This is a genomic window from Ahniella affigens (assembly GCF_003015185.1).
GTDB lineage: Bacteria > Pseudomonadota > Gammaproteobacteria > Xanthomonadales > Ahniellaceae > Ahniella > Ahniella affigens.
In genome coordinates, this window is sequence record NZ_CP027860.1 from 5,166,915 (window position 1) to 5,193,220 (window position 26,306).

Consider the following 26,306-nt stretch of genomic DNA (forward strand, 5'->3'; position numbering starts at 1 on the left):
AGGAGGCCCAAAGGGCCTTGCTTGAATGCCCCGATCTTCCATAATTCAAATCGCGCGCGGAGGCTGCCGGTCGGCAGCATTGCGCTCGCTGCTGCCAGTTTTATGCGGGAGTCTTTGTCTCGCATCATTGCGTGCAGCGCGCTTCGTCCAATTTCGTCATTCAGCAGGCGCCTTTCTGCCTGCACTAAATGATCTTAGCTGTTGACCGTCGCTTCGGAGCGGCCATCGATGCTGGCCTGACATGTGCGAGTTTGCGGCCTCTCGGAAGCCTTGGATGCGTTTGGCGAGGTCGGTCACAATGGGCTTAGTCAAGATCGGCTTTTTTGATGGCTTGTGGGCTTGGGAGTTCATCATGTGGCGACGACTGTGATGCTTCATTCTTGCGACTGGGTGTAGGCGTTGTGCGCGCATGTTCTGTGCGCATTTTTTGTGCAGAGGACAGTGAGTGGCGATGCGCGATTTTGTGCGACGGGGCGGTGTCGCAAGCAGCCCTCTCCCCGGCCCTCTCCCACTCGCGTGGGAGAGGGAGTTTGGTCTCGCGCTTTGCGTTTTGTTCGCTAGGGCGAATTGGCGATCGTGGTGTTGAACACCGGGTGTGGCGGATCGGGGACTTGATTCAGACAGCTGGGCAGCGGCCTCACACCCTCTTCGCCACCCACTCCCCCAACTTCACGCGATCAATCTTCGCGTTATGGCGGATATCCACCGGAAAACCTGGATGTGGGTAGAAGTGGCGGATCGGTGAGGTCACGGCGAATCTCGCACCAATCGCACGCAATTCATCCTTGATCCGGGCCCATTGTTGTTTGGGCACATGGGGAATCAGTTCGACGCAGATGGCGGGGGTGCGGAAGCCGTTGATTTGGACGCCGACTAGGGCGGTGCGTTTGACTTTGGGGTGTTGGTTGAACACGCCTTCGACTTGTTCGGGGTAGAACACGCCGTTGCCGGTTTCGATGCGGTGCACGCTTCTACCGACGTACCAGAGGCGGCCTTGGTTGTCGAAGTAGCCTAGGTCGCCCATGCGGTGCCAGAGCTTGTCGGCTTCGACGATCTTGGCTTTGCGGGTGGCTTCGGGGCGGCGGAAATAAGACTGGGTGGTGGTCGGGCCCAATACGACGATCTCGCCGATCTGGCCGGGTTGGACTTCGTTTTGGGTGCTGATGGTGGACACGGTCGCATCGCTCGCGCGGAGGATGCGGACGCGGTTCGCGGCCAGGGGCTTACCGACGCAGATGCCGGCGCCTTCGCGGGTGCGTTCGGCCACATCGAGGATCTCGCGGCCTTCGATCGCGCACACGGGCAGGCACTCGGTGGCGCCGTATGGGGTGTAAATCTTGGCGTCGTCGGGCAGCATGCGGTACAGGCGGGCGACGACATCGGGTGATACGGGCGCGCCGGCCGAAATCACGCGCTTTAGCGTACGGAGCTTGGTGCCGTGTTGTTCGCCATAACGGGCCAGGCGGTCGACCAGGGCGGGCGAGCCAAACAGGCTCGTGACGCCGAACTGGTTGATCGCCTCGACCAGGCGCTCGGCGTTGACACTGCCGGGCTTGGTCGGGTCCATGTCGGGGATCACGCTGGTCATGCCGAGTGCGGGGTCGAACAACGCAAACGGCGGGAACGTGGGCAGGCTGATCTCGCCGGGCGAGATGCCGAACGTTGCGCGGATCATCACGACCTGGGCCAGGAAATGGCGGTGCAGGTACTCCACGCCCTTCGGGATACCGGTGGCGCCCGACGTGAACAGGATGGCGGCGAGTTCGTTCTGCTCGGTTTCGGCGATCGGGAAATCGACTTGATCGAAGCCGAGTTGGCGGACGTGGTCGTACGTCTTGCCACCCCAGAACCAGCGGCGACCGACGGTGATGTGGATGCGGATGGTCTCTTTGCCCCAGCCGAGCACAATGCGCGCGGCATGGGCCAAGGGGATGCCGATGAAGGCCTCGGGCGCGGCTTCGGCAAGGCAGGCTTTGAGGGCTTTTTTGTCGATTCCCGGGTCGATCAGCACTGGCACGGCGCCGAGCTTGAACAGGGCGAACATCAGGATGTAGAGCTCGATCGACGGGCGCACCATCAGCGCGGTGCGCATGCCGCGCTTCAGGCCGGAGGCTTTGAGGCCGGCAGCGATGCGGTTGGTCTCGGCTTCGAGCTCGGCGTACGTGAGGTTTTGGTACTCGATGACGCCGCGGCCGCCAAAGGCCTTGGGGCAGCGAATGGCAATGCGCTCGGGCGATTCTTTCGCGCGCCGCTTCAGCACTGCCGCAATGTTACAGAGCTCCGTCATGCCGCCATTGTCTCAGTGTTGACAGGGCCTTGGCGAGCGGGCGTGGCATGCTTGTTTGCCTTGGACCAGGCAAAACGGCAGGAGCGGGCAATGGGCACGTGAAATGCGGGCATGTCCGGTCTGGTCTCTGAATCCACGCTGCGGGCTAGAATCCGCACCATACGCAATTTGCGTCAACCATTCCAGCCATTGACAAAGGTGAAACCCATGAGCAGCCGGAAAGCGGGCAAGTCCAAGGCCCCAAAGATCAGTCGCGCCGAGGCCGAAGCGGCCGTGCGCACCCTGCTGGCTTATGCCGGCGAAGACCCGTCCCGCGAGGGGCTGTTGGAGACGCCACGGCGGGTGGTGGAAGCGTATTCGGACTGGTTTAGCGGGTACAAGGAAGACCCGGAGGTGTATTTGGCCCGGACGTTCGAGGAGGTCGAGGGCTACGACGAGATGATCGTGCTGCGCGATATCGAGTTCGAGAGCCATTGCGAGCACCACATGGCGCCGATCATTGGCAAGGCCCATATCGGGTATGTGCCGAATGGGAAGGTGGTGGGGATTTCGAAGCTGGCGCGGGTCGTTGAGGCGTATGCGCGACGGTTTCAGGTGCAGGAGAAGATGACGGCGCAGATTGCGCGCTGCATTCAGGATGTGCTGAAGCCGATTGGTGTGGGTGTGGTGGTTGAGGGTGCCCATGAGTGCATGACGACGCGCGGGATTCATAAGCGTGGGGTGAGTATGGTGACCTCGAAGATGCTCGGGTCGTTCCACGATGACGCGCGGACGCGAGCGGAGTTCTTGGCGTTTATTGATGTGGGGTCTGGGCGGTAGGGTCTTGCGTTGGTGGTGCGCCGTTTTGGTTAGGTCGGATGGCGGCGCGTCGCAAGATTGCCCTGGGTCCCGACTTTCCAGACTGTGTGAAAACCTTTGGGCAGCACAAAATTTGGCGCTTCAACATAGCCTCGGTGCGGCTGCAAGACCTTCAAACCCACCCCGGATCAAGTCCGGGGTGACGAGAGGTGGATTGGAACTCCTTGGGGAACCGATCCTTTCTAGCGTCTGAAGCAACGACTTTGCCTCGACGGACACTCTCGAGATTCGTCACCCCGGACTTGATCCGGGGTGGGTTTCAGGCTCGCGGCAAACTGACCCATCATTTGCACTCATCATCGCTTCCGAACCCGATCGGCTAGGTTGCTCGAACCAGCCCTTTGTTGTTTTCACACAGTCTGTTTCGTCGGGATGACGGGTAGGGGGCTGTGGTGCGGCACGTGTCTTGATGACAACTTTGGGGCCTTGGCAGACGGCCGCGAGGATTGATCGGCAATCAGTGTAGGATGCGGCGCGATTCGGCTTTCTCTGGCAGGTGGTCCGGTGTCTGCTCACCCTCATCCGTTGCAGCGTCTCTTTCAGTTCGCCAGGCCTTACCGGGCCAAGGCGATTTGGGCGACGGTTTTTTCGGTCCTGAATAAGTTTTTCGACGTGCTCCCTGAGTTGTTGATCGGGGTCGCGGTTGATGTGGTCGTCAATCAGCAGGATTCGTTTCTGGCCAAGTTCGGGCTCGTCGATCCGTATGAGCAACTCATGTGGTTGACGGTGCTGACGGCCTTCATCTGGATCTTCGAGTCGGTTTTTGAGTATCTCTATGCGCTGCGTTGGCGTGGGCTGGCGCAGGACATGCAGCATGAGCTCCGGCAGGCGGCTTACGGGCATGTGCAGAAGATGGCGCCGGACTACATCACGAACGCGCGCTCGGGGCGGCTGATGGCGCTCCTCAATGAGGACGTGAATCAGATCGAGCGGTTCCTCAATACGGGCGCGAATGATCTGATCCAGGTAGCGTGCTCGTCGATCATGGTCGGTGCGATCTTCTTTGCGCTGACGAAGTCGCTGGCGGTATTGGCGATGTTGCCGATTCCGTTGATTCTGGTCGGCGCGTTCTGGTTTCAGAAGCGGCTGTATCCGCGCTATGTCGCGGCGCGCGAGGCGGCTGCCACGGTGTCGACTCGGTTGAACAACAACCTGTACGGCATGGCGACGATTCAGGCTTACACGGCCGAGGCGCACGAGCAGTTGCAGGTCCAGGCCGCATCGGATGATTTTCGTGCGCGCAATGCCGATGCGATTCGCTTTTCGGCGGCGATCACGCCCGTCATTCGCATGGCCATTCTGTGCGGATTCGTTGCCACCCTGCTCTATGGTGGTTGGTTGACGCTGCGCGGCGAGTTGGGTGTCGGCGCGTATTCGGCATTGGTCTATTTGACGCAGCGGCTGTTGTGGCCGATGACGCGTCTGGCCGACATGACCGATTTGTATCAGCGCAGCATGGCGTCGGTGGCGCGCATTATGGACTTGTTGGAGTCGCCGGTGCCGCCCGATGGTGCGAAGCGCATCGAGCAGGCGCGTGGCGCGCTTCAGTTTGAAGCGATCCGCTTTGGCTATGAACCGGGTCAACCGATTCTGCATGGCATCGACTTGGCCGTGCCCGCCGGTAAAACCGTGGCATTGGTCGGTGGTACGGGCAGTGGCAAGAGCACGCTGGTCAAACTTCTGCTCGGGTTTCATGCGCCCGAGCACGGGCGGATTCTGCTCGACGGCGAGTCGATTGCGGACTTGAGCAAGCAGAGTCTGCGGCAGCAGCTGGCGTATGTGGCACAGGACCCGTTTCTGACTGACGGGACGGTCGCAGAGAACATCGCGTATGGTGATGCGCAACCCGATCGGGCGCGCATTCAAGCCTCAGCCGAAGCGGCGGAAGCGCATGAGTTCATCGCAGCACTGCCGAATGGTTACGACACGCCCGTCGGCGAACGCGGCAGCAAGTTGTCGGGCGGACAGCGGCAGCGTATTGCGTTGGCACGCGCGTTGTATCGACAGGCGCCGGTGTTGATTCTCGATGAGGCCACGTCGGCCGTCGATAACGAAACCGAAGCCGCGATTCAGCGGTCGCTCGCGCGCTTGCATGCAGCGCGGACGATGCTCGTCATTGCCCATCGCTTGTCGACGGTGCGACAGGCGGATCAGATTCATGTGCTGGATCAAGGTCGGATCATCGAATCCGGCACGCACGATGCGTTGCTCGTCGCGAACGGCGCGTACGCCGCGCTGTGGCGCTTGCAAACCGGCGAGTCGACTGCATGACCGACCTCGCCCACCACGCGCTGCCCAACCGCACCGCCCCAAACTGGTGGCGGTCGCTGGGAGCAGCGTTGGTGGTGCAGGCGGCATTCTGGTTGGTGCTGTATCCCATTTTGTACCGGGCAACCGATCGCCCGGAGACCTTGGCGATCGAGGCACCCGAGGTTGCGCGCCTCTCGTCAGCCAGCCTCCAGGATCTTGCGGCGGCAACCTTCGAGCCCGTCACCCTGCCCCACACCGAATGCTGCGAGCCCGGGTACCGGGCATTTCGCTTTGCAGTGACTCTGGACGACGTACCCGAACAAGGTCTGGACCTGGTGCCGCTGATCAGCAACGACAATCTGATGACTGTCGTCAACGGCACGGTGCTGCGGCTCGATGGGCGGATGGACTGGGACCACCTCACGTATCACGGCAACAACCGATCCATCACGCAAGTGCCCGCAGGCATGCTGCGACCGGGCGCGAACACGTTTGTGCTGGTGGCCGTGCGCAAGTTTGTGCCGTACATCGACATGAATCCGCCGCTGGTAGGCGAGCATGTGCTCCTGCGACCGATCCTGAGTAAGCGCGCCTACATGCTCGGGCCGTATCAGGATCAGAGCATTGCGGTGGGCGTGGTCTGCGCGGTCTTGGCGTTGTTGTTGCTCTTCCGCACCGATCAGCGACGGTTCGCGCTGTGGGTGTTTCTGCTCGTGCTCAGTTGGACGCTGCGCAATCTGTACTACCGCTGGGTCGACCCGCCCTATGACGGCACCACGCGCGTGTTTTTGTACTTTGTGCTGACCAGCTTTCTGCCGGTGGCGTGGCTCAATCTGGCCAACGAGTGGACCCCCAAACCCTGGCCCGGCGTTCACCGTGTCTCCGTGTTGTTGATGACGCTCGCGACGCTCGCGTTTGCATGGTTGCTCTACGGCATTGGTCCGGCGGGCTACGACCCGAGCGGCGTGATCTCGGACACGCTCGGCCTGACGCTCGGTGCGTTGGCCATGCTGCGCCTCGTTGTGCACTTGGCGCGCGAGGCCGACCCACGCTATTGGGAAGCGGCGTTGTTTGGTCTGATTCTCGTGTTGATGGCCATTGAGTTCTATCAGCAGTGGCGCTTCGATCGCAGCACCGGGCACTTGCAGATGTCGTTGCCGTTCCTGCTCGTGGCGTTTGTGGCGGCGTTTATCGGCCGCAATATTCGGCTGTTTCGGTCCATGAACGAGATCAACCAGTTGCTGCGCGAGCAACTGACCGCACGTGAGAACGAGCTGGCCGCGCAATATGCGCGTCAAGGCGAATTGCTCAGGCGGGAGACCCTGCTCGACGAACGCCGTCGGGTGATGGGTGAGATGCACGATGGCATTGGCGGGCAGCTACTGAGCTTGCTGCATGCGAGTCGCCATCAGGCGCTGGCGCCTGAGGCGCTGCACGACGGCTTGAGTGAAGTGGTCGATGAGCTGCGCCTGGTGATCGACTCATTGGACGCGGTGGGTAGTTCAATTAACGTCGCAATCGGCAATTTTCGCCAGCGCATGACGCCGCGGCTAAAGGCTGCGGGCATCACGCTGCGCTATCGGAATGATCTGATCAACGAACCGACGCATTTGGGGCCGCGGGAAGTGTTGCACGTGTGCCGCATTGTCCAGGAAGCAGTCACCAATGCCCTGAAGCATGCGCACTGCGACGAGATTGAATTGACAGTCGCCCCTAGCGACGATGGTTCGCAGTTGGAGATTGTGGTGCGCGACAACGGTCGCGGGCTCGATCACACCGCGGGTCTGGGTCACGGGCAAGACAACATGCGCCGTCGGGCCGCCGCGGTGGGCGCCGTGTTGACGGTGGATGCGGCGTATCCAGACCGCGCGGCGCCCGGCACGGCCGTGCGGCTGTGTCTGCCCATGCAGGCCGATCCGGCCGCACCGGTATCAGGTTGATTGGGTCAGGGCCGCGCGTTCGCCGCGGCCAGCGACTTCGCGTTGAGGAATCGCGGCCCTTCGACGTTCGACAGCACGCCCATCTGCAGGCGATCGGCATCGAAGTCGGCCGCCGTGCCGACGTGATAGGCCCATTGCGATGGCGAGACGTAACTCCGGGGTCGAATGCCAATGGGCACCAGCACGCGACTCGCAATCGCCTGACCATCGCGCTTTTCGGGATCAAACTGCCACGCCTTAACCGCCAGTTCGGCGGCGGCGGCCATCGCGAGCGCCATGTCGCGATGATCCGGATACGACGATACGGCAATCACGCGTGTGCTGCTGACTCGGCCATCCGCACCCACTTCGGCTTCGATCAAAGTACGCGTGTTGATCTGCATGCCCAAACTGCTCTTCGGATAGCGCGGTGGTGTGCTTACCAGCGGCCTTGGGCCATGGCGGAAATAATTGGGCCAGCCCCCTTGCGGCGGCACGTTGCCAAATAGCGTGGTGGACCAGGAGACGGGTTTGCCCGCTTGCATCGCGGGCTCGAACCGCCATTGCCGGATCTGGTCACTAAGCGTGCCTTGCAGCGTCGGGGAGATGGGGCTGCTGATCTGGCTGACTGCTTTGACAGCGCCGGTCTCGTCGATCTGCACACTCGCAGCAAACGGCGCGGGTTCGATCGCCATGGCCGGTGCGCTCAACGCGGCCAACAGCAATCCGAGCAGCCTCGCGACCATAGGCGACGCAACAGACTGCGATGCAAAAAAAGAATTGGTCTGCGTCATGCGACTCACCCCAAGCGGTGCAGAAACGTTGTGCATCGTAGCAAATACTTCCGGGCCACGCTATGTGCCGGTTTTCGGTATTGCCAAATACGCGGTGCGCACGCCTATTGGATGCACTTAAGGCCGCTCAACAGCAGCTCAGGGTTGCTGCCACCCGAGGCGCTTCAGCGCCAAGTGAGACTGCGCCAGCGCTGGCGTCGGGTCGTGTGCGCTCGCGGTGACGGGTGATACCGAATGCGCGTCTCGTTCAGCAGTGCGTCAACCGCGTTGGCCGAACTCAATCGCCGCGATGAAACTGGCCAATGCCTTCGATGATGCGCGTCATGGCGAGCCGCTCTTCGGGCCGCAGATCGGGGTGCCACGTGTCCATCAGCAAAATGATGCGCGTGTCGGGGCTCTTGTTCCAGGCTTCATGCTCGAACGTGTCGTCGAACACCATTACCTGATCGGGCTCCCACGTATGTCGCTCGCCCGCCACGCTCAATGCGCAGTCTTTCGGGATCAGCAGCGGCAAATGCACCACCAGGCGGATGTTGGTGACGCCGGTATGCGGCAGGATGTGCGTGCCGGGAGCAAGAATCGAAAAGCACACTTCGGGTGCGTGCCCGCCGATGTGGACCAAGTCGCACGCGGCCAGCGCTGCGCTGGTTTGCGGGCAGGCATCGTGATTGCGATGAAAGCGCGTACCCCCGCGATAGAAGAACAGCGCGTTCCAGGCGGCACCCGGCGCCTTGCCGAGATAGTTGCCGGCCTCGCTCGGATCATTGAATTCGAGAAACGGCTGCAAGTCCTCGCCAGCATGCCATTGAGCCAATGCCTCGGCGCGAATGGCGGGTGCGGCAGCCTCAAGCCCTGACACCCAGGCGAAGTCCTTGGGCGGGTAATAATGCTGTTCGCGCAGGCCCGGGAAATAGAGGAACCTTGGGCGTTGATTTGCCGAGGCCGGATACGCCGGTTGTTGCCCCAGATAACCGTGAAGCGCACGCGCCACGCGCGCCATGGCGGATTGACCGTATTGCGCGATTTCGGGCTCCAAAAGCCCCATCAGGATTTCCTGCCGGCCAGGACCCGCCACGGCCGCAGCATGCTGGACCAGCGGCCATAGCGCCGGGGGGGTGCTGGCCTGATCGAGCCATTGCTCGCGCAATTGCGCCTTGACCAACGCGCGGAAGTAGTGCCGGACCGCAAGCTGGCGATCGCCACGGGACTCGTAGGCGCGGCCCAATTGCAGCCGGATGGCGGGCACTTCGGGCGACAATTCGGCGGCTAGTTCAAGCTGGTCGATCGCACTGTCCAGGTCGCCCTGCTTCAGCAGCAGGACGCCGATGTTGCGGCGCAAATTCCCGTCCTCAGGAGCCAGCTCGGCGGCTTCCTGGTAATGCTCGATGGCATCGTCGATCTGGCCGCGGCGAGCGGCCTCTCGGGCAGCTTGAATGAGATCAGCCAAGTTCATGACACCCGCACGGCCTCCATGAACAGAGCATAGAACCGATTGCCGTGGCGTGCACTCGCCACCGCACTGGCCGTATCGACCTGCAGCAGCGGGTCTGGGCTGCCCATGTGGGTGGACAGGACGATTTCCTGGAAGCCGGCGGCGCGCAGTGCCTTGCCCAGCGTCTCGGCGTCGTAGCCGAACTTGTGCGATTCGAGCAGGTAGGACGGTTCCGGACTCGCACCGGCATAGGCGAGGAAGCTTTCGAGCGGCGTCAGGTCTTTCGGCCACCAGTCCCAGGTCTCGTGGCGCGACTGGAAGAACTGGGTGTCCTGTTGCTGGTACGCGTCGATGCAGCCGGCAATGTCGGGCACCGCGAGACGCAGTCGGCCACCCGGGGCCAGTACGCGGAACATCTCGCGCAGGAAGGTGCCGACATCCTGCGGGTAGTAGAGATGCTCCAACATGTGCGACACGTAGATGCGTGCCACGCTGCCGTCGGCGAAGGGCAGCCCCCACGCAAGATTCAAGTTCAACGGGGCGCCCTGGATGTCGATGTTCACGAATCCATCAATGCGGGTGGGCCCCGCGCCCAGGTGCAGATTCAGACCCTGCGACTGCGCCGTGAGCGCTAACGCGGCGAGTTGGGGCGACACGAATTCGCCGCGCAGCGCTGCGAGTTCGGTCTTGAGCTCATCGACCGCGGCCAGCAGCGCCATCAGCCGACGTTCCAAGCCGGCGCCCGTGCGCTCGCGCAACGCGCTTTCGGCAAACGCACCGAGGCACTGCACATCGGCGCCCAGGTCATAAACCGAGCGCGCCAGAAAGCGCAGGTGCTTTTGGGCGCGATCGGCGGACCACGCAGCGTCGGGCTCGTTGGCGGCGGGGCTTTCGGCATCAACGAGGACGCCGATCTCGTAGAGATGGGACAGGATTTCCTGCACCGTGCCGCGATGCGGCGGCGGCACTTGCGCGAGCGCCTGCATCAGCCCGCACGGTCGAACGAACAGGCCGAGCAGCGCGACGATCTGCGGATTGTCGATCGCGAAGGCTGGGTGTCGGCTTTGGGTAGTGTGGACCCACCAACGGCCGCCTCGGGCACGGATCAGGGCATCGGCAGCAAGTAACCAGTGGTTGGCAGTCATGGTGTTGAACACTCAGAACAGAAAGTACGTGGACAAAATGAACTTGTCGTTGGAGACCGGCGCACAGCCTTGGTGCTGATACATCCAATACGGCGGAAACATCAGCAGCCGTCCAGCCTTCGGCGCCACCTTCATGCCGAGGTCGACGAACTCGGTTTCGCCCCCGACCTCAACATCGTTCAGATACCAAAGAAACACGAGATAGCGATTGGCCACCGGACCAATTGAGTCGAAATGTGGCTGAAACTTTTCGCCGCCGCCCACGCGATAGCGCTTGACGATCAATTCGCTGACCTTGGGGCTCGGTGGCACGGGCAGGTGGAGCTTCAACGCTGCGTTGTAGCGTGCCAGGTGCTGCAGCATGTTGTGACCGATGTGCTGGCGGAAACCGGCGTCGGACAAGGGGCCGATGTCGAGCTCCGTCCAGGCGCTGTCGTCGTGGCCCTCACGAACCCCGCGGCCGTTGACCTTCTGGAAGCGCCTCAGGGCATCAAAGCTCTGCACCATGCGCGCGCAGAAGGCGGGGTCAAGCGCGTCGTCAAACACCTGAATGGCGGTGGCCAGATCACGTTGGGCAGGCAGGAGGTCGGTCATAGGCTTGCCAAGGAGACTCCGAAACCGACATAGTCGCACGATTCCAAGCCGAGTGTTTCATGTCCAATCAAGACGCTTCTTCCGGTTCTGTGCTGACGCATGCGTTTACCTTGCTCCAACAGGGCGAAGGCGCGGCGGCAGAGCGGCTGGTCCGGGCCATTCTGCAGGCGCAGCCGCAACACGCTGGTGCCGCGACCGTGCTGGCCTTGGCGTGTCTACAGCAGGGGCGGCCACAAGACGCCTTGCCCATTTTCGACCGCTTGTGTGTGCTTGAGCCCAATGAGCCCACGCACTGGGCGAATCTTGCCAATTGCATGTGCGAAATGGGCCGCGATGCCGACGCGCTGATTCCGATGCAGCAGGCGTTCAAGCTCGGCGCCAACGATCCGGGCAGCTACTTCGCTTATGCGCGCACCCTGATTGCGCATCGCCGTTTGCCCGAAGCGTTGCAAGCGATCGATGCGGCGATTCGGCATCAAGGATTTGATGCCGACCTCCGATTGACGCGCGCTAGGATCTTGACCAGCCTCGATCGGTGGCCGGATGCGAATGCCGAGATCGAGTTGCTCGCACGCCTGCCGATGTCGGCAGCGCAACGGGCGGAAGCCGGACATGTCCTGCTGCAAACGGGGCTATATGCCGACGCCGAACGGCTGTTCGCGATGGCGTTGCAGCAGGACCCGGAGCTGCTGGATGCCCGCATTGGCTTGGCACTGACCCAGGAGCGGACGAATCAAGTCCCAGCCGCAGAGCAGACTGCGCTTTTGCTTCCTGAAATCACGATGGATTCGCGCTTGCAGCAGAAGATTTGGCAATTGCGAGCCCGATTGGCGCAACGCGGCGGCGACGCGGCAACCGCGCGGGACTACTTGCAGATGCTGCTGGACCCACCGCCGTCCGATCCGTCTTTGGCGGCTGCGCTCGCGTTTGATCTGGCGCAGGCGGAGGCAAGTCTCGGGGCAATTCCGGCAACCATGATTGCATTGCAGACGGCGCATCAAGCCAAACGTGCACAGGTGTCCACGACGCATCCCGAACTGCTGCGACAGGACAGCCTACTCGGCTTGTTGGAGCGTCCGGCACCGGCGCGCGGACCGTTGCGGACGCCTGCCGATGGTCTAACGGACCCGGTGTTTCTGGTGGGCTTTCCGCGCTCTGGCACGACGTTGCTGGAGCAGCTTCTCGATGCCCATGAGGGTCTGGTGTCGTTTGACGAGCAGCCGTTTCTGCAACGCTTGATCAATCGACTTGCGCAGGCGGGCAAGCCGTATCCGGAGTCCTTGGCTGACTTGGACGTCGACGTGATTGGTGGCCTCAGGCAAGCGTACTTTGCAGAGGTCACCAAAGTGACGGCCGGTCGCGCCGGCGGTGCGGGCGGTGCGCTACCGCGGGCCGTCGACAAGAACCCCCTGAATCTGGCACGGATACCGTTTATCGATACCGTGTTTCCAAAAGCGCACATTCTGTTCGCCGTGCGCCATCCGTGTGATGTGGTACTGAGTTGCTATCAGCAGAATTTTCGCGCACCGGCATTGGCGTTGAGTTTCGAGACGTTGCTCAGCACGGCGCAGATGTATGACCGGGTCATGGGATATGTGTTTGGTGATTTGGCGCAGATTCGAACGCCAATTCATCGTGTGCGGTATGAGGATCTGGTCGCCGATGTGCAGACGGAAGGCAAGCGGATCTTTCAGTTCCTCGGGCTGCCGTGGGACGACGAGCTGCTTCGCTTTACTGAACGGGCCCGCGAGAAGCGCTCGATCTCGACCCCGAGTTACAGCCAGGTCGTGCAGGCAGTGAATTCACGCGCAGTGGGTAAATGGCAGGCCTATGGCGCGTATTTTGACGACGCGGTGATGGCGTGTCTGCGGCCGTGGATCGAGGCGTTCGGTTATCCGGAATGACCTCGCAGTCTGGTCGGGGCTGGTCTGCCCGATCCCGTAGGGGCAGACACACGGGTCTGCCCCGACGGGATCGGGCTAGGCCGCCAGGCTTGATTCGATGGCGGGATCGGTCGTGGCTTGTTGGTCAGCTTGGGTGACCGCGTCGGCTGGCGATTTTGGCGTTGCCTGCGCGCGCAACACGGCCGCTTTGCTACGCAACCACAATCCTTCCATCTCGCGACTGAAGTTCTTCACTTGCGCGCAGGTTTCGAGCACGGCGCGTTTGTGTTGGGTCGCGTCCAGCACGTTCGCGTACCACAGTTGATCCAGCAACTGAATCATGTTATCGGCGGCTGAGAAGTGTTCGAGTGCGCGCTTGGCGTTCGGACAGAACACCGGGAAATGCCGGGTCTGCGCTTGGTAGCTGATCGCAGGCGGTGCGCCGGCTGCCTGCAGCCATTGGCGATAACGCTCGGTCGTGGTGTGTTGCACGTGAGTGAGGTGCTGGTGGCTTCGCTGGAACACATCAGCCAACTTGCTGCCGGTCGCGCCCATATCGCGTTCCATGATCGGAATGGTCACCGACATGCCGTACAGCGCCACCTGCAGTCGGCCAAACAATTGCTGCAGTAGCTTCTGTGCGAATACCGTTTTCAGACTGATCTCGCAGTGCAGTTGCGGTGCGGACACAGCGGGTCGCCAGGCCCACGGGTCGAAATCGCGTTGGCGCTTCGCGCGTGGGTTTGGTGTCGTGACCGGCGCCGCCGACGGCGCGGGCGCTTCGATGGTGGCGTTCATAAGGACTCCATGATGAACCGACCGATTGTCGGTACGGTCAGAATCGGGCTTGGCGGCGTGGCGGTTCCCGCGCAACCTGGCGGGAAATTCGCGCTTTTGCGGCGTTGGCGGCGAGTCTCATGTCTCAGTGATTGACCAAGACCGTCTCGTAATGCGACGGTATGAGGCAGGAGACCGGGGCCGCGCGCCGCGGTACGCGTGAGATCACCCTTTTCGAGTTTGACCATGAGCCAAGACAGCCAGTTTCTGACCGCCGCCGAGTTGCCCGAGATTCGCGACTTCTATTTGCCTCTGAACAATGACATGCAGGATGAGTCGATTGAATGGTTCAGCGCGCGGGCGTTTACCGGCTCTAGTCGCTCGCGTTTGGCTTTTGGCAAAGACCCGGACGTGATGCGCTTCATCCGCGAGGCGCAAAAGGAGTGCCTGAAGCATGCCAGTACCGTGCACGACACGGCGCGGATCAACATTCTGGATCAGGTGTTCCGAATGCAGATTGTCAACCGCACCGAGAATCGTCGATCGGTGCATCTGCGCCGGATTCCCAGGATTGTGCCAACGTTGGAAGAAGCCGGCGTCAGCATGGCGATGCGCGAAATTCTGATGGCCGATACGCTGATCAAGGGCGGGCTGATTTTGATCACCGGCACGAATGGGCAAGGCAAGACGACCGTGCTGAGTTCGACGATTGTGCATCGGCTGCGTCGGCATGGCGGCGCGGCTCAGATGATCGAAGACCCGTCGGAATATCCGTGTGACGGCGTGCACGGCGACGGCGTGTGTTTGCAACTGCCGGTCAGCTCCGACATTCCGTCGCAAAACACTTACGAGGCCGCGCTGAAGAAGAGTCTGCGCGCGTTCCCGGCGATCAGTGGCGGCGGCACGATGCTCGGCATCGGCGAGATTCGCGACAAAGATACGGCGGCCGAGGCGCTCAAGCAGTCCGGCAACGGGCATTTAGTGATCGCGACCATGCACGGCCAAACCATCGTGCAGGCGTTGGATCGCCTGGTCACGATGGCGTCGGAAGTGTTGGGGACGAATCAGGCGCGCATGCTGCTTGGTACGAATCTGCGGATGATCTGCAATCAGTCGCTCGTCAAGTCGATGACGCAACGGGCGGTATCGTCGGAGGCCAGTTGGTTCAAGAGCGCCGAGGTATCGGCGGTATTGCTCTTTGCGAACGAGGCCGATGCAAATATGCGGTCAGCGTTGACGCATGGCGATCAGATTGCGATCGAAAAGGCCATTGGCAAGCAGTCGGAATTGTTGAGCAGCTATGCCGGCGGCCCGGTTTCGGGCCTGATCAAGCAGCTCGGCAACGTGCTGTGAGGCGTCGTTCAGCACGTCACGTGGTTCCCTTTGCTTTGAACACGAGATTCGACCATGACTGAAGACAGCATTCATCTGCAGGAGAAGCTCGAGGCGGTGTTCGGCCAGCCCGAGCAGATTCTCGGCAACAAGACCGGCGCACTGACGCTCCGGTTTCCGAATCGACACGTAGACGTGGTGGAGGTCATTCGCCAGACCGGCGCGAAGGTCCTGTCGTCAGGCATGACACCAACACGGGTGGGCGGCCCGGCCATCGTGCCGAATGTCGTGGCGCGGCTCGGTGCCGTAACACTGATAGTGAAAGGCCGAGTGGACCAGGACAGCCTCAAGGGCTTGGACGTGATCTTGGCCGAGCCGAATCTGATTGGCTCGGCCAATGCCCAGGCAATCTTTGCGTTTCTGCTGGACACGATCGAGTCAATGCCGGATCCGGAGGAAGCGTTTCTGGGACTGATCTACCACGTGCTCGACACCAAGTTCGAAGAATCGGCGCAGTCGGGTCGCGCGTTGCTGGGGCGCATGCTGAGCGGCATGGGTCAGTATCTGGAGCAACGCGCGGATTGACGGGCGCCTGAGTCTTGGGATCTTGATCTGCGCACGCGCCAGCGGGAATCTCACGCCAAAGCAATCCCGGAGGTAACGAGCGGCGGCGCAAGCATTCTGGACGCCCCGTTGGTGCGCTAAATCGTGCCGCAAACGGTAGGCGGCAACGTGCGGTGCTGACGGCGACGCGATGGCGGAAGTGGCCCGCTCCCACTCGCGTGGGAGTTTTGATCGCACCGAAGGTGCGCTGATTCGCGCATCAGACTGTCGGCGACGATGGGTGATTCTTACAACGGCACCGTGTGGCAAGTAGCCCTCTCCCCAGCCCTCTCCCACTCGCGTGGGAGAGGGAGTCGGCTCCCTGCCCCGCTAGGGAGGGTCTGAATAAGTCCATCCTGGACTTTCAGACCCGCACTGAGTCCGGCACGTGTCCGGACTCAGTGCACCAGAATCAAGCACTTGCGTGCTTGATTCTGGGCGGGCCATCCATGGCCCGCATCGCCTCTGAACTTGTTCAGAGGCTCCCTAGCGCGAGGGACGGCTGGGAGGGGGTTACTTGAGATCAGAATCTTCCCCGCTCACAAGTCTATTGGGTCGCAAGCACAACGTGTTTTGGCGTGTTTGATGGGTGGGATATAGACGCCCTCAATCGCAACGTGTCGCGCCATCGGGCTCATCAGGCTGCCTGCAGTGCGGGCAATGGTCCCCGAAAGCGCTTGCGGGCAATGAGGGATCTTAGACTCAGCGCCTGATCTTCAGTGAGCCTGCCAATCTGGCGATGCTGCCGGATCGTGTCTTGCAACCAGTCGTGCTGGAACTTGATCGATGGGCTGACACGGCCGTCCATGATCAATGCCTGCAGGCTGTCGAAGTCGTGTTTGGAGAAGCGAATATCGGGCGCGACCGCCACCATGACGGCGGTCGTTCGCTTTGGCAATTGCGTGCACCAATCAGCGCGATGGCGGCCAAGGCGCATCAGGCGAAGGAGGTCGTTAGCACTGCATGCCGATGACGAGCCGAGACGTGGCAGCGCGATCACGCCGTCGGGAAGGCTTGGTGTCGTCGCCAGCGGCAACAACGGGTCGTCGCTCAGATTGGCGTTCGCGACCGTCTCGGGCAAGTGCCAGCCAGTGTGTCGCGCCACCAGTTCGCAGAACAGCGGCGACACGATTTCGCCGTCGCGGAGCAATCGGGCCAGCGTTTTCAAGCCGAGTCCGTTGTGCGCATGGCACGCGGCTTTGGCGCTGCCATAGCGCGCGACGTGTGCGCGCAGCCATTGCTGCCGGATTTGGTTGCCCTGGTCATCGGCAAGCAACGCGCCGCTGATTGGGTGTTGCAGCCACTCCGCCGGAATCTGGAACGACTCGGCAACACAGAGCACATGCCGAAGGGATATTTTGCGCGTGCCCTCGAGCACGTTGTCGGCGACGCGCAGATGAATCCGAGTCAGCTCCGAGAACCAGGATGCGTGCGGCAGAATCTGGCGGATGAGGCAGTAGTTGTCGTGCAGGATCTTGAGCATGTTGAGCACCTCGTTGGTGTGCTCATTGTCAGAATCGCGAAGGCGCCCTTACCCGCGAAATCCACGCGTTTTGTCGGGGATTTGTGCCTGCTGCAAAGGAGTCATTGGTCGTGCGGAGGTGGCACTGCGTGGGCGATTGCATGGATGGGCATCGCAAAATGCTCCTGGTTCTTATCGCGATGCCGCGTTGCAAGTAGCCCTCTCCCCGGCCCGCTTCCACTCGCGTGGGAGAGGGAGGATGAGAGCATGCGCGGGTTCTGGCGATGCCATTTCGGTCAGTTGGGCATCACCCGCAGCTCGGCGCGGTCGTTCGGGTACAGCACGGCGCCGCCACTTGGGTGATCTAGTTGCAATTCGATGCTGCCGACGAATCCGGCGGGCAACTGCACGATGATGGTCTTGATCCCGGCCTCGTGATCGGCCCAGCTGATCGTGTCAGCGGACAGGCTGACTGCGGCTACGGGAAGCGCTGCGCCTTGCAGATCCTGCACACGGGTCACTTGCACCGCAACCGACACCGCGCCACCTTTTCCTTCGCGGAGAACCTGCGCGAACAACGGGCGGTTCGCCGTGGTCTGGACGAAAGCGGGTGCGAACGCAATTTGTCCCGGCGCGTCGGTCGCGCTGAGAATTGGCACCTGCGCGCTCGTCTCGGCAAACAGATCGTCACGCACCTTGGCACCATCGATCTGCGCCATGCGGTACGCCGTGCGATCCTGTGTCGTGGGTCGCGCGCCGTCGGCGAGCTCGGACCCAGTGCCAGTCAGTTGTTCGCTGCTGCTCTGCGCCAGCAAGTTGCTCGCGTCGGGAATCAGCGATGCCGCAGCGAGGTGCGCCTTGATGTTTGGCAGCGCGACCGACTTCGGGCGGGCTGCCTCGATCAAGAGTCCGCTGCAGTTGGGGTCGCGCGGCGTTCCGAATGGCGTCGTCGCTTCGGGCGCATCCCGCGCAATGCTCGCGCGGATCTCGGCGCTTGCCACACTGTTGAAGCAGCAATAGACATCCCGCTTATCGAGGCATGCGCCCAGCACGTGACGCTCGCAATAGCTGCCGACCGGCAGGCAGTGGCCCAGTTCGCGCTGAATGGCCAGATCGAGCTCCTGCACCGAGCACGCATAGCCGGTGTCATCCAAGTATTCGTAGCGTTTGTCGGCGATGAACTCTGCGTTCATTTCGGAAAGCTCACGGCTCGCGCCCACACTGCTGCCCGGGTCCGGATTGAGCGATCCGTCCTGCCCGGCTGTCACCGTTTCGGGCCCCGAGGTCAACGGCTTCTGGATGTCCGCCAACGCATGCTGGTCCTGCTCGGCCAGAGTCTTCCAGCTGCCATGCGCGCCTTGGTCGGCATAGCGCGCGGCGGCGTCACGGGCCTGGCTTCGGCGAATGTGTCGCTGGTATCGCGCGAACCATTCGGCTTCGATATCGGTCTCGGTTTCGTCGCAACACGAAATGCTGCCGCCTAGCGCCTTGCGGCACTCGTACGCGCGGCCGGGAAAGATGCGCCCTGGCGCTTGGCTGGTGTCCGCACTGCGCGTGTCGGGTGCCTGCCAATCGCTGGTGAAAGTCTGCGCGATCATCATGCCGGCCATGCCGTCGGCCAAATCGGCCAGGCTCGATTCCTGGTCGCGCGTGTCCAGGCAATCATGTCCGGCACAACGGATCTGACCGGCGCACGGCTGGGTGGTGGTCACCGTAGCGCTTGGCACCGTCATTGTTTCCGGGCAGTTGTATTGCACGGATTCGACATAGCACCACTGACTGTCGGCCATTGCGCCTTCGGTGCAATGACTGGCTTGTAGTTCGCACTGCGGCATCGCTTGCACCAGCGGCGCGCAGGTGTCGGCGAGCACACTGTCATCGGTTTGATCGACACAGTGCTGACCCTTCGGACCGTCGGTGCAGAAGGAGCCGGATTGAATCTCACAGTGATAGCGGGCGCGCGCTGTGGTGCACACGGGCCAGCGTGGGTCTTCGGGTTGGTGACGTTGATCGGGGGGATAGAGCGGCGGAATTGCTTGGGCCTCGGCCGATTGCATCGGCGTGCCCGCCAGCACGGGCAGCACGGTTTGCTCGCACGAAAAGTCGGCGCGGCAGAATGCGTCTTCATCGAGCAGACAGTTCGGCGGGTCAGACGTGACCACCTGACGTACGGCGCGGAGGCCGCCGTGCAAACGAAGCTGGACATCGCATCCGCTGACGCACGCGCCGTCCGTTGCTTCGAGTTGAACGGTCGCGGTCCAGTTGTTCTCGGGACTAGGGGCGACGATCAGTGACACGACGACCACATCCAGATCGCCCGTCGCAGCAAGCGTTATGCCGACCGGTTGAATGTCCGGATCGATGCGCTCGCGAAGGTCATAAGTACGCGTGTCGATCCCGGTAACGCGGATCGTGTCGGTCACCGGCTGCCAGTCTGCATTGCTCGCATCGATCAGAGTCTGCGTGCGCACACACTGATCGGGTCGGTGCACCCGCTCGCAAATTCGGGTGTGCGGGCGCTGATACGTTTGTGTGCCTGGAGTGACAGTGGTGACCGGTGTGCAGGCAGGGAAGTCGGGCGCAACCGAGGCGGGGTTGCTGAGTGCCAGTGCGGAGTGCGCGAGCGTTTCGTGCTCGGCCAACCAGAAGTCCGCCGGTCGTGTCTTCGGTGTCCCGGTGACGACTCGCAGACTCTGCGCCGCCGCACTGCTGTCCTCAGACTGATGGGCAAGGTGATGTTCGCCGGCTTGGCGCAAGCCGGCTTCATCGCCTTCCAGCGCTTGCAAGCGGTCCTGAACGCCACGATCGCCACCCGGCGTCAGCTGATTGACAGGGATGACCTGGTCCCCAATCTGCACGCTGCCCTGTTCGCGCTCGCCCTCGGGGCTGAAGCTCGGCGTATCGGCCTGCTGGATCAGCGCGTGCGCAAAGTCCTGGCCTGCTACAGCGGTGTCCTGCAGGTCATCGGCATGAGTGGCCGTGGAGCCAAGTGCCAACAGCAGCCACGCCATGCCGCGCCATGGCGCATCGTACTTTATAGATTCACGCAGCATTCTTGAAAGTTCCAGACCAGGAATACGAAGTCCTCGCCGACTGCGGGGACGTTTCGCCACTCACCCCAGCGGAAGGTCGTTGCGCCGATCCAGTGATTACCCTTGGTTTCGGCAATCGGATGAATGGTCTGCAGCTTGTACTGGTTGCGTGGAATCGTCACCCACGGGATGTCGCGGCACACGGCGCGATCGGACTGCGTGAGCAGTGCCATGCCGCGTCGATGCATCATCGCCATGGCGCGGGTCGCGGCCAATGAGGCGGCAGCAGGCTCGGAGTCTTTGCCGCTCAGTCCCGAGAACGGATACATATGTCCCCAACTCCCGGCACACCAAAACAAGCCTGGGATCGGCTGCCAAACGCTTGCCGCGACGGCATCGGCCATGCACGCCGCCTGCGCGATCGGGTTTGCAAACAACGCCGCTTCGGGCGTCGTGAACATCGACAGCTCTTCGTTGTTCCAGGTGGGATCAAGCTCGCTTGCGTAAAGCATGTCGGCATCGGTACTGCCCATTTCGGCGGCGCAGACCGAGTCCGTCAGCATGTCGGTGATCTGACCGACCGGAAAGCGAATGATGTGGAAGTTGTAGAAACTGCCCGCCTCATCCGCGTCTTCGGTTTCGCGGGCGCCACCGCCTTGCAGCATGGCGCCGTAGGGGCTGCCCTCATCGAACAATTCGAAGTCACTACCCAATGTCGGGCTGCATCCTTTGCCTGAGCGCACCAACTCAACCACACGCATGGGCTGCCACATCCCGGCAGTGACGCCCGGTGTCGGCGTGCCACCGAGTCGACCGGGACACGTGCAGGTTGGGCTGGCGTGCGTGATCGGCACGCTGCCGTCGGTGGTGGCTTGACCGGCGATCGTGATCGGATAGAAGCAACTCCAACAGACCTTGCTAAAGATGCCACCTTCGTCGAACAGGCCGGCGTCGTTGCACGTCGCGCTGTCCTCACCCGATTCGGCGGCGGCCCATGGCGTGAAAAATAGGCAACACAGAAGGAGCACGAACCGGCTCATGACTTGGTCTCGGTTTCCAGCCGTTGCACCACGGTTGAGCGCGGCGCAGTGATGCCGAGCTCGACGCCGAACTCGGTGATCCGAAGGATTTTGATCCGGATCTCGGCGTCGTGCTCGGGTTGAATCAGGACCACTTCTTCGAGACGGCGTTTAACGATCAGCATGGCTTTGCGCTCCAGCAGCAACGGAAACGAGGGTTTCATCAATTCGAAAGCGCGCGTGCTCGGCGCGCACGCGACTCGGCACCGCAGCGATGCCAAAGGCTGCCGCAAATTCGGCGCGCCACAGCTGAATCGGTACACCGAGTTCGCGTGACCGCGTGTCGAGCCAACGCAGGCTGTCGGCTTCCGGCAGCGCGGTCGTCAGCACCGTGAGCCGAGTCGTGATGCCTTGGGCCGCTCTTTGTGCTTGCCACGCGAGAGCCAGTTGCCATTGCGCCGGGTCAGTGGCGTCCAAGACCCAGAGCTCTTGCGTGAACGGCAGGTGCAACAGCGGATTGACACGCAGCCCGGCGGCTGCAATGACAGTGCCCTCGGCGACAATGGGGTCCTGCACAATAAAGCTGGGGTCGTGCCAGCGCGTGCGCGTTTGGCGGGCGCTTGGCAACGCGTGCGCTTGCAGGCTTCGATAGAGCGCAGCTTGCTGCTCACGCGCATAAGCGCGCCAATCGATCATTCGTGCCCGCGCCTGCATCACGCTGATCAGATCCGGTTCGGCGATGTCATGAACGGGGCCGCGCGCGCCAAACGGGCCGCGCTCGCCGTTGGCATGTGCCGCTTCGAGCCAGGTCGGGTCCAGCATGCCGCCGACTTGCGCCAGGAGCGTCTGTTCGCGATACAACGCGACGACTGGGACGAATTGAACGTTGGCAGTCTGAAACGCAGGTGGGTCGATTTCGATGTGCGGCGGACGACGAAGGTTGGCGAATGGGCCGAGTTGCTCGGCCAACCAGAATTTGAAATCGGCAAGACGCGTGTTGGGCAGCAAGCCGCGAAACACGAGCGTGATGCGCGGATCGCGCTCGGCCAGCGCGAGCGCCGCGGCAAGGTCGGCACGTGGCAGACCACGCGACACAAACAGGCGAATGCGCAGTGCCTCGCTTGCTGGTGCGGCAAGCGCCGCGCGCTGCGCGGCCTCGTCGATGCTGGCGTCCACCATGTCTCTGGCACGTCCCGCAATCGCGTCGATCGCGACGCGGTCGGCCTCACCAATACGCGCGTCGGCTGCAGCGGGTTGCGCGGCGATGAACGCGCGCGTGTCGGCGTCCAGCGGCGTCGGCGTCGGTAACGTCTCGGCCGCAGCATGGGCGATCGTCAGACTGAGGAGCGCGGCGATCCAACGACTCACCATAGTGGCAGCGCCTGCCCGCGCAATTGCGTTCGGTGAATCAAGCCAAAGTACCGGCTGTCGAACGAGTTCGGAGCGACGCCGAGCAACAGGACCTCGCCTTCGGGGATCACCGCTTGGTCGGCTAAGCGCGACTGCAAGAGCCCGGCCTTTGCCAGGATCACCGGGTTGATGATGGCGACCCGTTGATCGTTGACGTACAACGCTTGCTGACGAATCTCCAGACGGTCACCGGCAACGCCGATTAATTGTTTGACGAACAGCGTGTCATCCGGAATCAACGGGGCCATGCCGTGCATCGCGAATGGCACGTAGTCGCCACGCTCCAGGTCCGCCGAACGCTTCAGATGCAGGTACACGCGAAACGGGTTCGAGGGCTCGCGTTGCCAGTCGACGCCCAGACCAACACGTGCATTGACCCAAGGCAGCAGCCAGAACGATCCGAACAGCAGCGCGAGCATGGCGAGAGTGGCGACACGAGGTCGGCGTTTGCTCATGGCCGCACCGTTTGTGCCGATGGCGCGGCCAATACGTAGCGATGGTCGAGCACGATATAGCCTTGCTGAGACAGTCGGGCGGCAATCGCATCGGCTTGCTGAATAGCCCGATCCGTGCCGAGTTCGGCGCTCAGCTTGATGACGATCGCATCGCGATCGAGCACGGCGACCGTGGCCGTTGCCGGCGCCTGCGGCGGCCATAGGCGCAGTCCGAACAGGACCAGCAGCGGCGCGCACGCACACCAGAGCTTCCAGCCGAGACTCATTGTGGCCTCTGCGTGGCGCGCTCGGCGAGCACGGCCTGGATGGCATCCGCCAGACTCAGGCCCGAACGGCGGTGGCGCTCCAGATCGGCGCGATCACGCGGGTCGGTGGAGTACAGCAATGCGTCGTTTGGACTCACGACCAAGCGACCGATGCCCGCCCCATACTCGGTCATGCAGAAGATTTCGCTGTAGGCGCCGGGCTCGGTGTGCACAGAGCGCAATTGGTGCAGTTGCCAGTCGGAGAACGGCAAGCGTCCCGTGGCAGCGGCCGCCTGGATGGACTCCGGCTTTTGTGCGAGCAGATAGATCGACGCACTGTTTTCCGCGATCACGCGACCGCCAGTCATCGCATTGCCGCTACTCGATTCGTACAGATCGGCAACCGACTGCGTGATGATGCCGACGCTGCCGCCGTGCTTTCGAATGCGGCGATAGAACGAGAAGATGAACGAGGCCATTTCCGGCTTCGCCAGCATGGCCCAGGCTTCGTCGATCAACAGCAGTTTTCGCACGCCAACATCACCGTGGTAGATGTCGGCATTGATCTGATACATGAGCTGGAGCAGCACGACGCGCTGCAAGGCTTCGCGGTGCTCCAGGCCTTGCACTTCGTACACACTGAACGCGTTGCTCAAGTCGAGCGTGTTGGGCCCGTTGAAGTAGCGTCCGTAGGCCCCCGCGCTGGTGAACGGATGCAGTTGGACGGCGAGGTCGCTGAGGCGCGGGTCCTCGGCGCCATGCAGCGCTGTTGCAACCAGATCGACCGTGGTGTCGGCGCCGTGTTGTTCGAAGAGCTGCCCCAGCAATTGTCTGAGCGCGGCCCGCTGGTAATCGGAGAGCGGCAGCTTGCTGGTGGCCATGGTTTCGAAGATGGCAACCAGCATGTCCTCTTCGTCCCGCCAATCGCGAACGAGCGGAAACGGGTTCAGGCCGATGGGTGTTTCGGCGTTGAAGTCGACGAAAGCGCCCTCTAATCGCTGCGCGAGGTTGTGATAACTCTTGCCAGCATCGATGATGTACACACGGCCGCCCTGTTGGCGGAGATTCAACACCAGTTCGTTCGCGAAGAAGCTCTTGCCGGCCCCGGTCTTGGCCGCAATGTAGAAGTTCTTGCCCGACTGCGAGTCGAATGGGCAGATCGCCATCAACTCTCCGTCGCGCGCCAGCAGGCTGATCGTCGGCGATCCGGTGCCACGCCAGCTTCCGAGCAGCGGGGCAAGCGCGAGCGCATGGCGCGTGGTCATGGTTCGATAGCGCTTCAGGAAGCCTTGCCCGACTGGGTCGGCGCAAAAGGGCATCAGGTTCTGCCAGAGCGGACCCAGGGCGAACGCGTCGAACATGAGTTGCATGCCAAGCTCGCGCCAATAGGTCTGCGCGTTGGTGGCCGCAGCGCGGGCGCGCTCGCGATCAGGAGCGAATACGGCCAGACCAAGGCTCACCTTGACGATGCGGTCGCCCTGTTTCAGCGACTCGTTCATGATCTTGATCGAGTTCAGGCGCTCGCGGTTTTCAGGAAAGTACTTGCTGATCCCTTTGTCGGCTTGGTTGGTCGCATAGAGTTCGTCGGCCCGGAGCGCAGCGGCGCGGCGATCGTGATCCTCGTACAAGATATTGCAGCTGATCAGACAGGGTTCGCGAATGCCCCGGACACCTGACTGGGTATCGCACAGATAGCGCAGCGCGGTGCCGAACGGCAGTTCATCGGGCAGGCGTTTGGGATGCAACAGGCAGACGGTCGTGTCGGCACCCAGCTTGATCTCGAACGGCGAACTCAGGTCGATGTGTGTATCGGCGTCGAGCAGTTGGTCGGCGATCGGTTGCTCCGGGTCATACTGACCGTCGAGCTCACCGCGCCAGCTCGCTTGTGGCCCGTGATTCAGCAGCACGTTCATGAAGCGCACATAGCGCGGCGCATCGAGCGTTCGAATCGATACCTGTGCCGAGCGCAGCGCCTGCTCGAAGCTGAGGCGAAGTTGGTACGCGTCGGTGGCCTGATCGTCGAGATCACGCTGGTCGATGGGCAGACGCACGGTGATGAGAATTTGGCTGGAACGTGCCGACGCGAGACGGCCACTGGGGTTGGCGCCTTGCTTCAAAAACTGCGCGCGTTGCCGTGCGGCTTGTTGCAGCAACGCGTTGGTTTGCTGGCGGCGGCGCGCCTGAAAATCGAGCAGATACGTTTGCACGTCCGGCGACGCGAACCGGCAGATGCTGAGTACGGTGCCAGCTGGAAATGGCTGATTCAGCGCAACCAACAACTTGTCCCGGAGCAAGTCGCCGCCACCAGCGATGGGCGCGAGCACGACGCCAAAGCCGACAGCGCCATCGAGCAGAAACAATCCGGAATCGGGATCAAATGCCTGCACGGGAAAGAACTCACCCCGGTGCACGGCTCTTTCGGGAATCGAAGTCGAGGCCGACATGATGCCCCCTCAGAACCAGCAGAGATCGTGCGGCGCGGATGGCGACAGGCTGGCAAGTCCATCCAACGTGGCGCCGAAGAAGTTGAGGATGACCTGCGGACCGTATTTGACGATGATCAGGAGCCCGAACGCCGACAGAAACACGATCAGCCGTTGCGCGATGGCGGCAATGGCCGCGACGACAAAGGCGACAATGACAATGCCCAGGCCGACTGAGCCTTCCAGGTAGTCGAAGATTTTCTGCACCAGCGGTGCCAGCTCGTCGTCGGCGACGTTTCCGGCAAACGCAAAGTCAGGGATCAGCAGCAGTAGTGCGGCAATCAGGGCGGTCGCGATTAATGGGAATGCTTTCATGTTGGGACTCC

The 26,306-nt window shown here is 62.2% G+C and carries 21 protein-coding genes; 6 read left to right on the top strand and 15 right to left on the bottom strand.

Annotated features, from left to right (window positions below; genetic code table 11):
- Positions 1–637: 637 nt before the first annotated feature.
- Positions 638–2,287 (bottom strand): fatty acid CoA ligase family protein, encoded by a 1,650-nt coding sequence (locus tag C7S18_RS19990; RefSeq protein ID WP_106893225.1) that lies wholly within the window; start codon positions 2,285–2,287, stop codon positions 638–640.
- 207 nt (positions 2,288–2,494) lie between these two features.
- Between C7S18_RS19990 and folE the strand changes: the two genes are divergently transcribed.
- The 3 genes from folE (at position 2,495) to C7S18_RS20005 (ending at position 7,335) form a co-directional block, all read left to right on the top strand.
- Positions 2,495–3,106 carry a GTP cyclohydrolase I FolE gene (folE, locus tag C7S18_RS19995; RefSeq protein ID WP_106893226.1) on the top strand — a complete coding sequence of 204 codons (612 nt, stop codon included), beginning with the start codon at positions 2,495–2,497 and terminating at the stop codon, positions 3,104–3,106.
- A gap of 543 nt (positions 3,107–3,649) precedes the next feature.
- On the top strand, positions 3,650–5,416 hold the full coding sequence (locus C7S18_RS20000; RefSeq protein ID WP_106893227.1) for an ABC transporter ATP-binding protein: 1,767 nt from the start codon (positions 3,650–3,652) through the stop codon (positions 5,414–5,416).
- Complete coding sequence (locus C7S18_RS20005) at positions 5,413–7,335, top strand: sensor histidine kinase (protein WP_106893228.1); 1,923 nt, start codon at positions 5,413–5,415, stop codon at positions 7,333–7,335. Before C7S18_RS20000 ends, C7S18_RS20005 begins: the two co-directional genes overlap by 4 nt.
- A gap of 5 nt (positions 7,336–7,340) precedes the next feature.
- Here C7S18_RS20005 and C7S18_RS20010 read toward each other — a convergent pair whose 3' ends face one another.
- The 4 genes from C7S18_RS20010 to C7S18_RS20025 all read right to left on the bottom strand — a co-directional run bounded on the left by C7S18_RS20010 (position 7,341) and on the right by C7S18_RS20025 (position 11,279).
- Positions 7,341–8,108, bottom strand: a complete 768-nt coding sequence (locus C7S18_RS20010; RefSeq protein WP_170113379.1) for an energy transducer TonB — start codon at positions 8,106–8,108, stop codon at positions 7,341–7,343.
- Positions 8,109–8,385: 277 nt separating this feature from the next.
- Positions 8,386–9,561, bottom strand: a complete 1,176-nt coding sequence (locus C7S18_RS20015) for an aspartyl/asparaginyl beta-hydroxylase domain-containing protein (RefSeq protein WP_106893230.1) — start codon at positions 9,559–9,561, stop codon at positions 8,386–8,388.
- On the bottom strand, positions 9,558–10,685 hold the full coding sequence (locus C7S18_RS20020; protein WP_146152031.1) for a class I SAM-dependent methyltransferase: 1,128 nt from the start codon (positions 10,683–10,685) through the stop codon (positions 9,558–9,560). Before C7S18_RS20020 ends, C7S18_RS20015 begins: the two co-directional genes overlap by 4 nt.
- Before the next feature lie 12 nt (positions 10,686–10,697).
- Positions 10,698–11,279 carry a 2OG-Fe(II) oxygenase gene (locus C7S18_RS20025; protein ID WP_106893232.1) on the bottom strand — a complete coding sequence of 194 codons (582 nt, stop codon included), beginning with the start codon at positions 11,277–11,279 and terminating at the stop codon, positions 10,698–10,700.
- Positions 11,280–11,338: 59 nt separating this feature from the next.
- On the opposite strand from C7S18_RS20025, the gene C7S18_RS20030 reads away from it, so the two are divergent.
- Complete coding sequence (locus C7S18_RS20030) at positions 11,339–13,183, top strand: tetratricopeptide repeat-containing sulfotransferase family protein (protein WP_106893233.1); 1,845 nt, start codon at positions 11,339–11,341, stop codon at positions 13,181–13,183.
- A gap of 75 nt (positions 13,184–13,258) precedes the next feature.
- On the opposite strand, the gene C7S18_RS20035 is transcribed toward C7S18_RS20030, so the two are convergent.
- Complete coding sequence (locus C7S18_RS20035; protein ID WP_106893234.1) at positions 13,259–13,960, bottom strand: hypothetical protein; 702 nt, start codon at positions 13,958–13,960, stop codon at positions 13,259–13,261.
- Between the two features lie 225 nt (positions 13,961–14,185).
- Here C7S18_RS20035 and C7S18_RS20040 point away from each other — a divergent pair, with 225 nt between their 5' ends.
- Together C7S18_RS20040 and C7S18_RS20045 are read left to right on the top strand one after the other, a co-directional pair.
- Entirely contained in the window at positions 14,186–15,292 is a 1,107-nt protein-coding gene (locus C7S18_RS20040; protein ID WP_106893235.1) for an ATPase, T2SS/T4P/T4SS family, read from the top strand.
- Positions 15,293–15,346: 54 nt separating this feature from the next.
- Positions 15,347–15,856: a hypothetical protein gene (locus tag C7S18_RS20045; RefSeq protein ID WP_106893236.1), complete on the top strand. Its 510-nt coding sequence runs from the start codon at positions 15,347–15,349 to the stop codon at positions 15,854–15,856.
- A 655-nt stretch (positions 15,857–16,511) separates the two neighbouring features.
- Here C7S18_RS20045 and C7S18_RS20050 read toward each other — a convergent pair.
- The 9 genes from C7S18_RS20050 to C7S18_RS20085 form a co-directional block, all read right to left on the bottom strand.
- On the bottom strand, positions 16,512–17,357 hold the full coding sequence (locus tag C7S18_RS20050; protein ID WP_106893237.1) for a hypothetical protein: 846 nt from the start codon (positions 17,355–17,357) through the stop codon (positions 16,512–16,514).
- Positions 17,358–17,632: 275 nt separating this feature from the next.
- A complete protein-coding gene (traN, locus tag C7S18_RS20055; protein ID WP_106893238.1) occupies positions 17,633–20,389 on the bottom strand; it encodes a conjugal transfer protein TraN in 2,757 nt (918 codons plus the stop codon).
- Positions 20,371–21,408: a TraU family protein gene (locus C7S18_RS20060; protein ID WP_106893239.1), complete on the bottom strand. Its 1,038-nt coding sequence runs from the start codon at positions 21,406–21,408 to the stop codon at positions 20,371–20,373. The genes traN and C7S18_RS20060 overlap by 19 nt, the downstream gene beginning before the upstream one ends.
- Positions 21,405–21,572, bottom strand: coding sequence for a carbon storage regulator (locus C7S18_RS20065; protein ID WP_170113380.1), 168 nt, complete (start codon positions 21,570–21,572; stop codon positions 21,405–21,407). The genes C7S18_RS20060 and C7S18_RS20065 overlap by 4 nt, the downstream gene beginning before the upstream one ends.
- Complete coding sequence (locus C7S18_RS20070) at positions 21,559–22,758, bottom strand: TrbC family F-type conjugative pilus assembly protein (protein WP_106893241.1); 1,200 nt, start codon at positions 22,756–22,758, stop codon at positions 21,559–21,561. The genes C7S18_RS20065 and C7S18_RS20070 overlap by 14 nt, the downstream gene beginning before the upstream one ends.
- The gene (lepB, locus tag C7S18_RS24595; protein WP_170113381.1) at positions 22,752–23,252 is read right to left on the bottom strand and encodes a signal peptidase I; all 501 of its coding nucleotides are present in this window, start codon (positions 23,250–23,252) and stop codon (positions 22,752–22,754) included. Before lepB ends, C7S18_RS20070 begins: the two co-directional genes overlap by 7 nt.
- Complete coding sequence (locus tag C7S18_RS24600) at positions 23,249–23,518, bottom strand: hypothetical protein (protein ID WP_170113382.1); 270 nt, start codon at positions 23,516–23,518, stop codon at positions 23,249–23,251. Before C7S18_RS24600 ends, lepB begins: the two co-directional genes overlap by 4 nt.
- Positions 23,515–25,941, bottom strand: a complete 2,427-nt coding sequence (traC, locus tag C7S18_RS20080) for a type IV secretion system protein TraC (protein WP_106893243.1) — start codon at positions 25,939–25,941, stop codon at positions 23,515–23,517. The genes C7S18_RS24600 and traC overlap by 4 nt, the downstream gene beginning before the upstream one ends.
- 9 nt (positions 25,942–25,950) lie before the next feature.
- Positions 25,951–26,295 (bottom strand): TrbC/VirB2 family protein, encoded by a 345-nt coding sequence (locus C7S18_RS20085; RefSeq protein ID WP_170113383.1) that lies wholly within the window; start codon positions 26,293–26,295, stop codon positions 25,951–25,953.
- Between the last annotated feature and the right edge of the window lie 11 nt (positions 26,296–26,306).